This window comes from Streptomyces zaomyceticus (genome assembly GCF_014656215.1).
GTDB lineage: Bacteria > Actinomycetota > Actinomycetes > Streptomycetales > Streptomycetaceae > Streptomyces > Streptomyces zaomyceticus.
In genome coordinates this window covers 281,405-295,496 of sequence record NZ_BNBZ01000006.1, presented here as the reverse complement: position 1 = coordinate 295,496, position 14,092 = coordinate 281,405, and the positions used below count along the sequence as shown (strand labels likewise).

Sequence of the window (14,092 nt, the reverse complement as noted above, 5' to 3'; positions counted from 1 at the left end):
CGTGCACCAGCGCACCGTTCCTCACCGAATCCGACACCCATCCCCTTGTCTCCTGCGGAAGGACCGGCCCCGGCGGTGACTGACAACCAGAATCTCCTCGCGGAGCAGCGGCGCGCCCTGATCCTCGACGAGGTACGGCGGCGCGGCGGTGTCCGGGTCAACGAGTTGACCCGGCGCCTCAGCGTCTCGGACATGACGATCCGTCGCGACCTGGACGCGCTGGCCCGGCAGGGCATGCTGGCGAAGGTGCACGGCGGGGCCGTACCGGTGGTCGAGGCGAGTACGCACGAGCCGGGCTTCGAGGCCAAGTCGGTCCTCGAACCGAGCGCCAAGGACGAGATCGCCCGGGCGGCGGCGGCCCTGGTCGCGCCGGGCAGCGCGATCGCCCTGTCCGGCGGGACGACGACGTACGCCCTGGCACGGCATCTGCTCGACGTGCCGGACCTGACGGTGGTGACCAACTCGGTCCGGGTCGCGGACGTCTTCCACGAGGCCCAGCCGGCGGGCGGCGAGTCGCGGCGCGGGGCGGCGACGGTCGTCCTGACGGGCGGGATGCGCACGCCGTCCGACGCGCTGGTGGGTCCGGTGGCCGACCGGGCGGTCCGTTCGCTCCACTTCGACCTGCTGTTCCTCGGGGTGCACGGCATCTCGGTGGAGGCGGGCCTCTCGACGCCGAACCTGGCGGAGGCGGAGACGAACGGGTGCCTGATGCGTTCGGCACGCCGGGTCGTGGTGGTCGCCGACCACACCAAGTGGGGGACCGTGGGACTGAGTTCCTTCGCCGCCCTGGACGAGGTGGACACCTGGGTGACGGACCCCGGTCTGCCGGAGACCGTCCGGGCCGAGGTCGTGGAGCACCTGCCGGGGCTCGTGGTGGCGGGCGAGGAGCAGGCGTGACCCTCTTCCGGGTCGAGCGGACGGTGCCGGCGGCGCCGGAGGAGGTGTGGCGGCGGCTCACGGACTGGCCGGCGCACGGCCGCCAGGTGCCGCTGACCCGGACGAGGGTGCTGACCCCCGGACCGAACCGGGCCGGGACCCGGTTCACGGCCCGTACCGGCATCGGCCGGCTGTCCTTCGACGATCCGATGGAGGTCGTGCGCTGGGAACCCCCGGCGGCGGGCCGCGCCGGGACGTGCCGGCTGGAGAAGTCCGGCCGGGTCGTACGGGGGTGGGCGCTCGTCGAGGTGACCGAACTGCCGGGGGGCGGCAGCCGGGTGCTGTGGACGGAGGAGCTGTCCGTGCGCGGGCTGCCGAAGGCCTTCGATCCGCTGCTCCGGCGGGCGGGTCGGGTGCTGTTCGGTCGGGCGGTGGACGGGCTGCTGCGGGAGGGGTGAGAGCCGGCCGCGCCGGGAGTGAGCGGGACCACCGTCCCCTCCCCCTGTGCTGTTGACATCTCGTCAGCTACGGTGCTCTTTCGCGTCCGTCCAGGGGAGGTTCGGTCCATGGCACGCCGACTGAGGCCGGTGGAGCTCGACTTCACCGCATCCGCGCCCGTCCGTCTGGTCTTCAGCGCCACGCTCGCCGCCCCGCCCTCGGCCGTCTACCGGTCGCTGGCCCTGGAGGTGGGGAGCCTGCCCGCCTGGTTCACCGCGGTCACCTCCGCCGTCCCGTCGGGCGACGGGGCGGGCCGGACCGTCCGGCTGCGGGGCGGGATCGCCTTCGAGGAGACGATCCTCGCCTCCGAGCCCGACGTCCGGTACGCCTATCGCGTCGATTCGACGAACGCCCCCGGCATCACGGCCCTCGCGGAGGAGTGGGCCCTCTCCCCCGTCGGGAAGGGAACCCGGCTGCGGTGGACGATGGCCGCGGACGGCGCGGCCCCGCTCCGGCTGGGGCTGCGCCTCGCGGGGCCCGGCGTGGGGTTGTCCTTCCGGGACGCGGTGCGCCGGCTGGACCGGAGGCTCACTCCGGCCAGGCGCCCGTCGCCAGGAACCGTTCGATAGCCGCGCTGTACGGGGCGATGTCGAGGCCCTGGGCGGCCAGCCATGCGTCGGAGTAGTACTTGTCGAGGTAGCGCTCGCCCGGGTCGCACATCAGGGTGACGACACTCCCGGTCCGTTCGTGGGCGACCATCTCGGCGATGATCTTGAAGGCGCTCCACAGGCCGGTGCCGGTCGAGCCGCCCGCCTTGCGGCCGATCGCGGTCTCCAGGGCGCGGACGGCGGCGACGCTGGCCGCGTCGGGCACCTTCATCATGCGGTCGACGGCCCCGGGCACGAAGCTCGGCTCCATCCGGGGGCGGCCGATGCCCTCGATCCGTGAACCGCAGTCCGCGGTGGCGTCCGGGTCGTGGTGCGTCCAGCCGTCGAAGAAACAGGAGTTCTCGGGGTCGGCGACACAGATACGGGTGTCGTGCTGCATGTAGTGGACGTAGCGGGCGATGGTCGCCGAGGTGCCGCCGGTGCCCGCGGTGGCCACGATCCACGCGGGCTCCGGGTAGCGCTCCAACTTCAGCTGCTGGTACATCGATTCGGCGATGTTGTTGTTGCCGCGCCAGTCCGTGGCCCGTTCCGCGTACGTGAACTGGTCCATGTAGTGACCGCCGGTGCGCTCGGCGAGCGCGGCGGCCTCCTCGTACATCGTGCGCGAGTCGTCGACGAAGTGGCACTGACCGCCGTGGAACTCGATCAGCCGGCACTTCTCCGGGCTCGTCGTGCGGGGCATGACCGAGATGAAGGGCACGCCGATGAGCTTCGCGAAGTACGCCTCGGAGACGGCGGTCGAGCCGCTGGAGGCCTCGATGACGGGCGCTCCCGGCCGCACCCAGCCGTTGCAGAGGCCGTACAGGAAGAGGGAGCGGGCCAGCCGGTGCTTGAGGCTGCCGGTGGGGTGGGTGGACTCGTCCTTGAGGTAGAGGTCGATGCCCCACTTCTCGGGGAGCGGGAAGCGCAGCAGGTGCGTGTCGGCCGAGCGGTTGGCGTCGGCCTGGACCTTGCGGACGGCCTCCTTGAGCCAGGACCGGTACGCGGGATCGCTGCGGTCGACGTCGACGGTCACCGCCGCGGTGGCCACGCCGCTCACGGCGCCGCCCGTCGCACCGCCCGTCACTCCGCTGTCCGCACCGCCGGCCGCGCCGCCCGTCGCACTGTTCACCGCACTGTTCTCCGTGGTGCTCATCCGCGCCTCTCCTCGGTCACTTCCCTGGGGTGCCCCGGCGCCGACAATACCCCTCTCACCTGGGCAAACGATTCCTTTGACTGTCCATAGGGATGACTTGCGGAAGGGCCACTGGTGCGGACCGCGACGGCCCGGCACACTGGTAACGGCAACCGGGTGAAAGGGGCGGATCGGCATGTCGGAACCCGAGTTCAGCGCCAGGGGTGTGAAGATCGCCCGCTGGCCGCGTTCACTGACACGCGCCGGCGAGGTGCGGATCGAGGACGGGCGGCTCGCCCTCCTCACCAGTTACGGCAGCGAGATCGACAGCGCACCCGTGGCGGCGGTCCGGGCGGGGCGGCCGTGGTTCGCGAAGCCCGACGAGGCGGTGGCGACCGTGAACGGCACCCGCTACCGCCTGAGGCTCCACCAGGACGGCGACGCCGATCGCGAGCGCGACGGCACGTCGGAGGAGTCGGGGCGGTTCCTCGCGGCGCTCAAGCGGGCGGCGGGGCGGCGCTGAAGCCGTTGACGGGCGGGCCGGCCGCTTCACCGAGGCCGACGAACCCACATGGCGGCGTGACGGCAGGGCGGCCGGGCAACAGGGTCACGCGACCGACACGCGGTTCGCCGTGAGTTGCGGGACGGTCACCACTGGTCCAGGCTGGAACCACCTCACCGAGGGTTGACCGGTGGTGACACTGAGCTCAGTTCGCCACCCCGCTGTACCGCATGAGAGATCCGAATCTTCGTCTTCTTCCGGACTACTTCGGGGAGTCGCAGCCGTGATCAGCGAGCCGAGCAGATATTACGCGGTGGAGCTCCAGGCCCTGCCGTCGCGGATCGGACAGGTCCGCAGAATTGTCTCCGCGCATCTTCGCCATTGGCATCTCGACGGTCTGATCGACCATGCCGTGCTCGGTGTCACCGAGCTTCTGACGAACGTCCACCGGCACGCGCAGCCGGACAAGCGGTGCACCGTGGAGATCGAGCTGCTGCTCGACCGCCTCACGGTCTCCGTCCGGGACCACGACCCCCGCATACCGAAGGCCGGCTGTCCGGACCCGCTCGACGCGTTCGACGAGCTGGCCACATCGGGTCGCGGCCTCGCCATCGTCGGCGCGGTCAGCGAGAGTTGGGGGGTCCGTCCCTGTGGGGCCGACGGGAAGGTGGTGTGGTTCACGCTTTCGGCGCCACCGTCACCGGCTCCGGTCGCGACCCGTTCCCACGCCGTGTACGACTCCGTCGCCGAGGGACCCTTCCTGGGGTACGCGCCGTTCCCCGGCGTCCCGCTCAGCGCCCCGGCCACGCCGGCGCCCGCGCTGTCCCCCGAGCCCGTCCTCGCCCCGGTCCCCGAGCCCGTTCTCGCGCCGGTTCCCGAGCCCGTCCTCGCGCCGACCCCCACGCCGGTCCTCGCGCCGAGCAGCGGCGTGGCCACGGCCCGCCGGGTGCCGGCGGGCCGCGCGGGCTGACCGGAGCCCCGGGGCCCGTGGCGCCCGCCACGGACCCGTCTCCGCGCCCTCACTCCGTGGCGATCGCCCTGAGGATCTCCAGGCGGGCCGCCCGGCGCGCCGGGCGCCAGGACGCCACGGCCCCCGCGACGAGACCGACCAGGGCCACCGTCGCCAGCTGCACCGCCGGTACGGCGAAGGCGAGCGCGCTGTCGCCCGAACCCTCCGAGGCCCGGACCAGCACCCAGCCGAGGAAGCCTCCGAGGAGGAGCCCGCCGGCCGTGCCGAACGCCGCCACCAGGACCGACTCCCAGCGGACCACGGCCCGCAGCTGGGCCCGGGTCTGCCCGACGGCCCGCAACAGGCCCAGTTCCCTGGTCCGTTCATGGACCGAGAGGGTCAGCGTGTTCGCGATGCCGAGCAGCGCGATCAGGACGGCGAGCGCGAGGAGCGCGTACACGAGGGTGAGCATCATGTCGATGCCGCCCGCCGAGGACGCCGCGTACTCCTCCCGGGTCTGCACCTCCGGCCGGCCGTAGCGTTCCGCGACCTCGGTCACCGCGGCCTTGCCCTGTCCGGCCTCGACCCCGTCCGCGAAGGAGACGGCGACGAGGCTGTCGGCGTCCTGGGTGCGGTGCGGGGCCCAGGCCTCCCGGGTGACGAGGTAGTCGCCGGCGAGATCGGCCCGCGCGTAGACCGCGCGGACGGTGAAGGTGTGCCGGGTACCGTCCGTGAACGTCAGCTCGGCCGTCCGGCCGGGCGCGAGGCCCGCGGACGCCGCCTCGTCGGCGGCGACGGCGAGTCCGTCCGCGCCGAGTCCGGTGAGGGAACCCCGCACCTCCCCCAGATCGAGGGTGCGGGCGAGTGCGGCCGGATCGGTGACCGTCAGGGCGCGGCCCCGGCCGTTCACCTCCGCCACCCCGCGCCCCAGCCCCACGGCGGTCTCGACTTCGGGCAGCGCGGCCACGGCGGGAGCGAGCCGGGGGCTGAGGCCCGCGCCGCCCGCGCCGAACGAGGCCCCGGCGATGGCCACGTCGCCGGCGAAGGACCGGTCGACGGTGCGGTCCATGGTCGCCTTGAGGGAAGCGCCGAAGACCGTGAAGAGGGTGACCACGGCGACGCCGACCATCAGGGCGGTGGCGGTCGCCGCCGTACGCCCCGGGCTGCGCAGGGCGTTGCGGCGGGCGAGACCTCGGTTGGCGCCACGCAGCGGGCGGGCCAGTACCCGTACGGCGACGGAGGCGGCGACCGGTCCGAGGACCACGAAGGCGGCGACGGCGAGCGCGGCGCCGGTCGCGGCGAGCCACAGCGAGGGGGTGCCGAGCACCCCGGCGAACACCGTGCCGACCGCGACGGCGAGCATCGCTCCCCCGGCCGTCGCCCGGGTGCGGGAGGTTCCGGAGACGTCCACCTGCGTCTCGCGGAGCGCGGCGAGCGGGGCCGTGCGCCCGGCCCGTACGGCGGGCAGGAGCGCCGAACCGGCGCAGACCGCGAGCCCGACGCCGAGCGGCAGCGCGAGGGAGGTGCCGGTCACCACCAGGTCGCCCTCGGGGAAGGGGAAGCCGATGGCCGGGAAGAGGGCCTGGAGTCCGGCCGCCACACCGATGCCGACGAGCAGTCCGGAGAGGGAGGCGAGCAGACCGACGGTCAGCGCCTCGGCCAGGGTGCCGGTGACGACCTGGCGGCGGGCGGCGCCGATCGCGCGCAGCAGGGCGTTCTCGCGGGTCCGCTGGGCGACGAGGACGGCGAAGGTGTTGTGGATGGTGAAGACCGAGACGAGCACCGCGACCCCGCTGAACACCAGCAGGAAGGTGGTGAAGAGGCCGAGGAAGCGGCCGGAGACCATCTCGGTGTTCTCCTCGGCGGCGCGCTGTCCGGTGATCGCCTCGACGCCGTCGGGGAGGGCGGGGCCGAGCGCGGCGACCAGCTCCTCCTGGGAGACGCCGGGCCCGGCGCGTACGGAGATGGCGGTCGCCTCGCCCGGGCTCGCCGTCAGATACCGCTCGGCGTCGGCCCGGGTGAGACCCGCCCAGGTGACCTGGCCCATGCCGTCCGCGCCGCCGAAGGTGGCCAGACCGACGACGGTGACGCGCACCGGGTCGGGGGTGCGCAGCACCGTCGCGTCGCCGAGGGCGAGACCGGCGGCCTTCGCGGCACCCCGGTTGACGACGACCTCGCCGGAGGCGTTCGGGGCGCGGCCTTCCGCGAGCCGGTACGGGTTGAGCGCCGGGTCCTCGATCCAGTTCCCGGCGAGGGTGGGCGGGCCCTTGCCGCCGACGGGCGTGCCGTCGGCGGCGAGGAGCTGGCCCGCGCCCTCGATGCGCGGCGCGGCGGCGGCGACCCCGGGGAGGTGCGCGAGGCGCTCGGCGAGGGCCGCGTCGACGGGGCCGCGGGTGCCCTGGGCCTCGCCCGCGGCGGTCACGGTGACGGCGCTGCGGACCACGGCGTCCGTGCCCCGGGTGGCGCCGGTGAACATCGAGTCGAAGCTCGCGCGGAGGGTGTCGCCCATGACGAGGGTGCCGGTGAGGAAGGCGACCCCGAGGAGGACGGCGGCGAAGGTGCCGAGGAAGCGACGCCGGTGCGCGCGGAGGGAGGAACGGGCGAGGCGGAGGGAGGCGGGGGTTCTCACGGTTCCGGTGCGGTGGTGGGTCTGGGCTGGGGTGCGGGTGTCGGCTTCGGTGTGGTGGTGGGTCTCGGCTGGGGTGCGGGTGTCGGCTTCGGTGTGGGTGCGGGTCTTGGCTTTGGCGCGGGCGTTGGTCTTTGATCCGGCGCGGGCGTTGGGCTTGGCTCCGAAGTGGGTCATGGCGTCGCTCCCCCGGTCGTGACGGGCGCCCGGCTGTCGAAGGCCTTCATCCGGTCGAGGACGCGGTCGGCGGTCGGATCGGGCATCCGGTCCACGAGCCTGCCGTCCGCGAGGAAGATCACCTCGTCGGCGTGGGCGGCGGCGACCGGGTCGTGGGTGACCATGACGACCGTGCGGCCGGTCTCGCGCACCGTACGGCCGAGCAGGCTCAGGACCTCCTCCCCGGAACGCGAGTCGAGGTTGCCGGTGGGCTCGTCGGCGAAGACGACGTCCGGCTCCCCGGCGAACGCGCGGGCGACGGCCACGCGCTGCTGCTGTCCGCCGGACAGCTCGCTCGGGCGGTGGTGGAGGCGGTCGCGGAGTCCGACGGTGTCGACGAGCCGGTCGAACCGTGCGCGGTCGACGGTGCGCCCCGCGAGGTCCAGCGGGAGGGTGATGTTCTCGGCGACGGTGAGGGTCGGCAGCAGGTTGAAGGCCTGGAAGACGAAGCCGATCCGGTCGCGGCGCAGCAACGTGAGACGGCGGTCGTCGAGCGTGGACAGGTCGGTGTCGCCGAGGAGGGCGGCGCCGGAGCTGAGGGTGTCGAGCCCGGCGGCGCAGTGCATCAGGGTGGACTTGCCGGAGCCGGAGGGGCCCATGACGGCGGTGAAGCGGCCGACGGGGAAGTCGACGCTCACCCCGTCCAGGGCCCGGACCTCGGTGTCGTCGCGTCCGTAGACCTTGACGGCGTCGACGACGCGGACGGCGGCGGGCAGCGCGGCCCGGGGGCGCGTTCCGGTGGTGGTCATGCCCGGCGCCCCTTGGAGTCGGTGCGGCGGCCGAACTGCTCCTCGAGCACGGTCAGCCGGCGCCAGTACTCGTCCTCGTCGATCTCTCCGGCGGCGAACCGGTGGCCGAGCAGGGCGATGGGCGACTTGTCGTCGGGACCGGCGCCACGCCCCGGGCCGGCGAAGCGGCCGAAGCCGCGGGCGCGGCGGGCGACGGTGACGAGCCCGAAGATCACGGCCGCCCAGACGAGGGGGAAGAGAAGGATCCACGGGCCGGGGCCCGCGTGGGCGAGTGTGTTCATGAGGGTTCAGCTCCTCGGTGCGCTGTGTCGGTCGTTGTCCGTGGTTCGAGACTCCCTCCGGAGGGGCTTCGGGCGCGTCGTACGGACAGCGGCATCGCGCGTACGACAGCGGGAGTACGTGGCGGTTCCGGGCGTGGTGGTTCCGGACGCCTCTTACTTCTGTGCCTACTGGTATGCACAGTCCGCTCATGAGCACCTCGGAGCGACTGATCGAGGCGACCCGCGAGCCGCTGTGGGAGCGCGGGTACGTCGGGACCAGCCCCAAGGCCGTCCAGCGGGCGGCGTGCGCGGGCCAGGGCAGCATGTACCACCACTTCGCGGGCAAGCCCGATCTGACGCTGCCGGCTCCACCCCGGCCCCGCGCGACGGTGTCACGACTGCGCCTCCGAACACTGGTCGCTTGTCGTGTAGTTGACGATGCTGTACATTTCTTGGCGCGTGTACTGGATGGAAACCTGCGCACGCGTCTGCCCCTTCCCGAATCCGAAAAGGACGAACTGATCGCATGTGGCCTCGCCGTGACGGCGTGGGCCCAGGAGCTGCCTTGTCGGCTCCCAGCTGGAGACCGCACCGATAGGTGAGGCGTGTCTCCATGCAATACGCGTCAGTAACACTCGGGAGGAAACAGCGTGACGTCCAGCGGCACCACCACCATCTGCGCGCACCCGGTTCGCGACATCATCATCGTGATGCTCGTCGGTGTGGTGGCGGGCCTTCTGTCTTTCATCGTCGTCACCAAACTTGGTGGCACTGCTCTTGATGGCCTCACCAAGGCCGGAACCGCGTGCCTCGCGGTTGCTGGTGCGGGTCTCATCGTGCTCCAGTACCTCAAGCGCACCTGATGCCTTCGCGAGGGGCGACCCAGCCGGGTTGCCCCTCCGATGTATCAGCCCAATCACCGCTCCATGTGTAGCGGTTCTCGACCAGCGGGTTGCGGTTGCCGGTCGGCACAGGCTTCTTCGCGGGCCGGTTGCCGGCCTCGTCGACGCGGTGTCGCTCGCGATACAGGGCGGCGCCCGCGCTCAGGCTTCCGCGACCTCCAGAGCTCGCCACGTCGACTCCGCGCGGACCGCCAGAGCGAGGAGCGGGCGGGGGCGGCTCGGGAGTACCGAAGGCTGCGAGGAACGCCACAGCATCCACCCTCACCCTGTGGGCGGACCCGGAAGCGCCCGCCGACGAGGGCGGGCGCTTCCGGGTGCTGCATCTGTCCGCGCCGGGGCAGGGTGACTTGGGCCCGGGACGCCGGTGGTGAGCCGGGCCCGGGACGACCGCGCCGCACGGGGCTCGGGGCCACCCCGCTGAACCGGGGCTCGGGACGACCGCGCCGAACCGGGGCTCGGGACGTACGTGACCCGAGCCCGGCGGCCCGGCGGGCCGTCCGGGGTGGGCCGTCGGCCCCGGGAACGGTGGATCAGGCCACGGCGACGAGCGTCAGGTAGGCGATGCCGAGAACGCCCCGGTAGCCGTTCAGCCAGGTCGAGCGCTGCCGGTCGACGCGCTCCCGGGTCTCCGCGGCGAGCGGGTGGTCCGGGTGGGCGGCGAGCCAGACCTCGGTGTCGTACCGGTAGCCCGACTCGAACTCCTCCCACTCCTCCACGCCCGCCGTCTCGATCCACGCCGGCCGGAATCCCGCCTCGATCGCGAGGTCGACGAGGGCGCCGAGGGACAGGTGGTCGTCCGCGCTCGCGCCGGGCCACATCGCGGCGAGCTCCTTGTCCGTGGGACTGCGCTCCCAGAAGCCCTCCCCCAGCACGACCCGGCCCCCGGGACGGACCAGGCGGCGCAGTTCGCGCAGGGCGACGGCGGGCTCGTGCGGCTGCTCCGGGTCGCAGAGGGCCTGGCTCGCCCCGAGACAGAGGATCGCGTCGACGGGTCCCCGGTCGGTACCGAGCGCCGACTCCTCCACGAACTCGACCCGGTCGCCGAGGCCACGGGACTCGGCGAGGGCACGGCCACGGGCCAGGTCCTCGGCGTTGATGTCGATCCCCACGCCCTTGGCCGCCGGGGCGGCCTCCAGCACGCGGAGCAGCAACTCGCCCCATCCGCAGCCGATGTCGAGCACGTCGGCCGGCCCGGCGGCGGCGAGCCTCTCGAAGATGCGGGTGGCCCGGGCCTCGGAGAGCGGGCTGTGGAAGGTGAGGCTGCCGAGACGCGGGGGAAGCTCGGATTCGGAAGTGATCATGAGGGGGAACGCTACGGGGTTCACCGCTCCACCGGCCAGAGATTTTCGCCGCCGGAGGGACTCCCTGCCCGTGTCCCGCACGGTCGGGAAGGCGATGCCGCCGGACACCGCCTAGCCTGGGAGGGATGTACACCACGCGCGTGTCCCGTCATGTCGACGCCCCGCCCTCGGCCGTCTACCGGGCGCTTCTCGACCCGGAGGCCGTCGCGCGCTGGCGGGTTCCGCACGGAATGACCTGCGAGGTGCACGAGTTCGACGCGCGCGAAGGGGGCACCTTCCGCGTCTCGCTGACCTACGACACGGCCGACGGCACCGGCAAGTCGGGGGCGCACACGGACACGTACCACGGGCGCTTCGTGGAACTGCTGCCCGACGAACGCGTGGTCGAGATCTCCGAGTTCGAGACGGAGGACCCCGGGCTGCGGGGCCCCATGACCCTCACCACCACGCTGATCGCCCTGGAGGGCGGGACGGACGTGCTCCTCGTCCACGAAGGGGTGCCCGACGCCGTGCCTCCCGCCGACAACGAGGCGGGCACCCGGACGGCCCTGGACCGGCTCGCCGCACTGGTCGAGGGCCGCGCCGATCCGCAGGGGTGAGCGAGGGGCACGCCGATCCGCAGGGTGAGCGGGAGGTCCGGGCTCAGACCCGCTCGCGGCTCAGCGCCGCCAGCGGGTCGTCGAGGACCGGCTGCCACGCCAGCTCCGCGGCACCGACGAGACTGTTGTGGTCCAGGGTGCAGGGGAGGATCGGCACGCCGCCGCTGCGGCCCCAGAGGCTGCGGTCGGCGACGACCGCGCGGAGACGCTCGGGGTCCGCGTCGAGGAGCTCGCGGTGGAGGCCGCCGAGGATGATCCGGTCCGGGTTGAGAATGTTCACCAGCCCGGCCAGGCCCAGCCCCAGACGGTCGATCAGCTCCCCCACGGCGACCCGGACACCCGGGTCATCGGGGCTGGTGCGCAGCAGGTCACGGGACTGCTGGAGCAGCGAGACCTCGGGTCCGGGGGCGCGGCCCGCGACCGTGAGGAAGGCGAGCGGGTCGGTCTCGACGTCCAGGCAGCCGCGGCTGCCGCAGTGGCAGGGGCGGCCCTCCGGGTTCACCGTGAGATGGCCGACCTCCAGGGCGAGGCCCGCGCTGCCGGTGTGAAGGCGGCCGTCGAGGACGAGCGCGCCGCCGACGCCGCGGTGGCCGGTGGCCACGCAGAGCAGGTCCCGGGCGCCGCGCCCCGCGCCGTGCCGGTGCTCGGCGAGGGCGGCGAGGTTCACGTCGTTGCCGGTGAAGGCGGGGCCCTCGATGCCCGCGGCCCGTACCCGCTCGGCGAAGATCTCCCGCACCTGCGCTCCGGCGGGCCAGGCGAGGTGCAGCGGGTTGAGCGCGGTGCCCTCCGGTTCGGCCACGGCCGAGGGGGCGGCGAGTCCCGCGCCGACGCAGCGGCGGCCGCTCTCCCGGAGCAGTGCCGCTCCGGCGTCGACGACGGCGCCGAGGACCTGGGCGGGGTCAGCGGAGACGGTGACACAGCCGGGGGCGGTGGCCACGATGGTGCCGCCGAGACCGACGAGGGCGGCACGGAAGCCGTCGGCGTGGACCTGGGCGGCGAGGGCGACGGGGCCCTTCTCGTCGACGGCGAGGCGGTGCGAGGGGCGTCCCTGGGAGCCGGCGGCGGCGCCGGGGTTGGAGTCGACGCGGATGAGGCCGAGGGCCTCCAGTTCGGCGGCGACCGCGCCGGCGGTGGCCCGGGTGACGCCGAGTTCGGCGGTGAGGACCGCTCGGGTCGGCGCCCTGCCCGTGTGCACCAGTTCCAGTGCGGGGCCGAGCGCGTTGCGCCCCCTGTCCAGCCGTGTCCGGGTCGTCGTCGCCTTGCCGTTCATGGGGTGGAGTCTCCCATGATCGAGGGGTCGGGTGATGCCGGGGCGGGGTCGGGCGACGGCCCGGCGGCTCTCGGCCGGTCGTGGCGGATCGAGGTCGCGAGAGGGCGGGGGCGGTCGGGTCGAGCGGGACCGGGCGGGTCCAGCAGGACCGGAGCCAGTGGAGCAGGACCGGGGCGCGTCGAGCACGGTGGCGGCGGGGCCGGGGCGCGTCGAGCGGGACCGGGCTCGCGTCGAACGGTGCCGGGGCGAGTCGAGCGGTGCCGGGGCAGGCCGTCGTTCCCGCCCGATGCGCCTCGCCCGCTTGATTGCATCCGCCGGTGACCCCTATCCTGAGTTTGTGCCGCTACTAAACAAAGTACGGACGGTCGTACCGGGGGGCTCCGGCGGAGACACCGCCACCCACTCCCTGTCCCGCCTCCGCTTCGCCCTGACCCTCTTCTTCGCCCTCGACGGCTTCCTGTTCGCCGGCTGGGTCGTCCGGATTCCCGCCGTCAAGCAGCAGACCGGCGCCTCGGCCGGTGACCTCGGCCTCGCCCTTCTCGGGGTGTCCGCCGGCGCCGTCATCACCATGACGCTGACCGGCCGGCTCTGCCGGCGCCACGGCTCCCACGCCGTCACCGTCGCCACCGCCGTACTGCTGTCCCTGTCCGTCGCCCTGCCGGCGCTCACCCGGTCCCCGCTCGCCCTCGGCCTCGTCCTGCTCGTCTTCGGCGCCGCGTACGGCGGGATCAACGTCGCCATGAACAGCGCCGCCGTCGATCTCGTGACCGCGCTCCGGCGTCCGGTGATGCCCAGCTTCCACGCCGCCTTCAGCCTCGGCGGCATGATCGGCGCGGGCCTCGGCGGACTGCTCGCCGGCGGCCTGTCCCCGACCGCCCACCTGCTGGGCCTGACCGTCGTCGGCCTGGCCCTGACGGCCGTCGCCGGGCCCGTACTCCTGCGCCACCCCTCGCCCGCGCCTCCCGAGTCCCTCGCACCGGTACGGGACACGGAGCGCGTGACCCCGGGCGGAGCCCGCCGTACGGTGCTGGTCTTCGGGGTGATCGCGCTCTGCACGGCCTACGGCGAGGGGGCTCTCGCCGACTGGGGCGCGCTGCACCTGGAACAGGATCTCGACGCACATCCCGGCGTGGCCGCCGCCGGGTACTCCGTCTTCGCACTGACCATGACCGCCGGACGCCTCTCCGGCACCGCCCTGCTCGAACGCCTCGGCCAGACCCGGACCCTCGTCCTGGGCGGTGCGACGGCCTCCGTCGGCATGCTGCTCGGCGCGCTCGCGCCCACCGTCTGGGCCACGCTGCTGGGCTTCGCGATCACCGGCCTGGGTCTCGCCAACATCTTCCCCGTCGCCGTGGCCCGCGCGGGCGCCGTCGCCGGTCCCGGCGGTGTGGCGACGGCCTCCACGCTCGGCTACGGAGGGATGCTGCTCGGCCCGCCGTCCATCGGATTCCTGGCCGACTGGTTCTCCCTGCCGGTGGCACTCACGACGGTCGCGGCGCTCGCCGCCGGTGCCGCCGCGATGGGCTACTGGGCACGGAACGCCGGAGCGCCACAGGCGAATTGAGCGCCGGACCCGCTCGACGACTGCGAGAATCCGCCCCATGGAGACGACCGGGGGAAGC

13 protein-coding genes and 2 pseudogenes are annotated in these 14,092 nt (G+C 73.6%); 9 read left to right on the top strand and 6 right to left on the bottom strand.

Annotated elements, in window-relative coordinates; genetic code table 11:
• The first annotated feature begins 75 nt into the window (after positions 1–75).
• The 3 genes from IE311_RS11640 (at position 76) to IE311_RS11630 (ending at position 1,943) form a co-directional block, all read left to right on the top strand.
• Positions 76–897 (top strand): DeoR/GlpR family DNA-binding transcription regulator, encoded by an 822-nt coding sequence (locus tag IE311_RS11640; protein ID WP_189831542.1) that lies wholly within the window; start codon positions 76–78, stop codon positions 895–897.
• The gene (locus IE311_RS11635; RefSeq protein WP_189831541.1) at positions 894–1,334 is read left to right on the top strand and encodes an SRPBCC family protein; all 441 of its coding nucleotides are present in this window, start codon (positions 894–896) and stop codon (positions 1,332–1,334) included. Before IE311_RS11640 ends, IE311_RS11635 begins: the two co-directional genes overlap by 4 nt.
• Before the next feature lie 108 nt (positions 1,335–1,442).
• Positions 1,443–1,943 (top strand): SRPBCC family protein, encoded by a 501-nt coding sequence (locus IE311_RS11630; protein WP_189831540.1) that lies wholly within the window; start codon positions 1,443–1,445, stop codon positions 1,941–1,943.
• Here IE311_RS11630 and cds1 read toward each other — a convergent pair.
• Positions 1,903–3,117, bottom strand: coding sequence for an L-cysteine desulfhydrase Cds1 (cds1, locus tag IE311_RS11625; protein ID WP_229901854.1), 1,215 nt, complete (start codon positions 3,115–3,117; stop codon positions 1,903–1,905). The genes IE311_RS11630 and cds1 overlap by 41 nt on opposite strands.
• A 175-nt stretch (positions 3,118–3,292) precedes the next feature.
• Here cds1 and IE311_RS11620 point away from each other — a divergent pair, with 175 nt between their 5' ends.
• Complete coding sequence (locus IE311_RS11620) at positions 3,293–3,619, top strand: hypothetical protein (RefSeq protein ID WP_189831539.1); 327 nt, start codon at positions 3,293–3,295, stop codon at positions 3,617–3,619.
• A gap of 262 nt (positions 3,620–3,881) precedes the next feature.
• Positions 3,882–4,412 (top strand): annotated as a pseudogene (locus tag IE311_RS36660) (ATP-binding protein); the annotation flags it as partial.
• A gap of 205 nt (positions 4,413–4,617) precedes the next feature.
• Here the strand turns inward: IE311_RS36660 and IE311_RS11610 are convergent.
• The 3 genes from IE311_RS11610 to IE311_RS11600 form a co-directional block, all read right to left on the bottom strand.
• Positions 4,618–7,176, bottom strand: coding sequence for an FtsX-like permease family protein (locus IE311_RS11610; protein WP_189831583.1), 2,559 nt, complete (start codon positions 7,174–7,176; stop codon positions 4,618–4,620).
• 170 nt (positions 7,177–7,346) lie between these two features.
• Positions 7,347–8,138: an ABC transporter ATP-binding protein gene (locus IE311_RS11605; protein WP_189831537.1), complete on the bottom strand. Its 792-nt coding sequence runs from the start codon at positions 8,136–8,138 to the stop codon at positions 7,347–7,349.
• Positions 8,135–8,419, bottom strand: coding sequence for an SHOCT domain-containing protein (locus tag IE311_RS11600; RefSeq protein ID WP_189831536.1), 285 nt, complete (start codon positions 8,417–8,419; stop codon positions 8,135–8,137). Before IE311_RS11600 ends, IE311_RS11605 begins: the two co-directional genes overlap by 4 nt.
• Positions 8,420–8,592: 173 nt before the next feature.
• Here IE311_RS11600 and IE311_RS11595 point away from each other — a divergent pair.
• Positions 8,593–8,766 (top strand): annotated as a pseudogene (locus tag IE311_RS11595) (TetR/AcrR family transcriptional regulator); the annotation flags it as partial.
• A gap of 282 nt (positions 8,767–9,048) precedes the next feature.
• Positions 9,049–9,261, top strand: a complete 213-nt coding sequence (locus tag IE311_RS11590) for a hypothetical protein (RefSeq protein WP_189831535.1) — start codon at positions 9,049–9,051, stop codon at positions 9,259–9,261.
• A gap of 569 nt (positions 9,262–9,830) precedes the next feature.
• Here IE311_RS11590 and IE311_RS11585 read toward each other — a convergent pair.
• Positions 9,831–10,601: a class I SAM-dependent methyltransferase gene (locus IE311_RS11585; RefSeq protein WP_189831534.1), complete on the bottom strand. Its 771-nt coding sequence runs from the start codon at positions 10,599–10,601 to the stop codon at positions 9,831–9,833.
• 125 nt (positions 10,602–10,726) lie between these two features.
• On the opposite strand from IE311_RS11585, the gene IE311_RS11580 reads away from it, so the two are divergent.
• Complete coding sequence (locus IE311_RS11580; RefSeq protein WP_189831533.1) at positions 10,727–11,200, top strand: SRPBCC family protein; 474 nt, start codon at positions 10,727–10,729, stop codon at positions 11,198–11,200.
• A 43-nt stretch (positions 11,201–11,243) separates the two neighbouring features.
• Here IE311_RS11580 and IE311_RS11575 read toward each other — a convergent pair whose 3' ends face one another.
• On the bottom strand, positions 11,244–12,470 hold the full coding sequence (locus tag IE311_RS11575; RefSeq protein ID WP_189831532.1) for an ROK family protein: 1,227 nt from the start codon (positions 12,468–12,470) through the stop codon (positions 11,244–11,246).
• A 337-nt stretch (positions 12,471–12,807) separates the two neighbouring features.
• Between IE311_RS11575 and IE311_RS11570 the strand changes: the two genes are divergently transcribed.
• Entirely contained in the window at positions 12,808–14,034 is a 1,227-nt protein-coding gene (locus IE311_RS11570; RefSeq protein WP_189831531.1) for an MFS transporter, read from the top strand.
• The last annotated feature ends 58 nt before the right edge of the window (positions 14,035–14,092 follow it).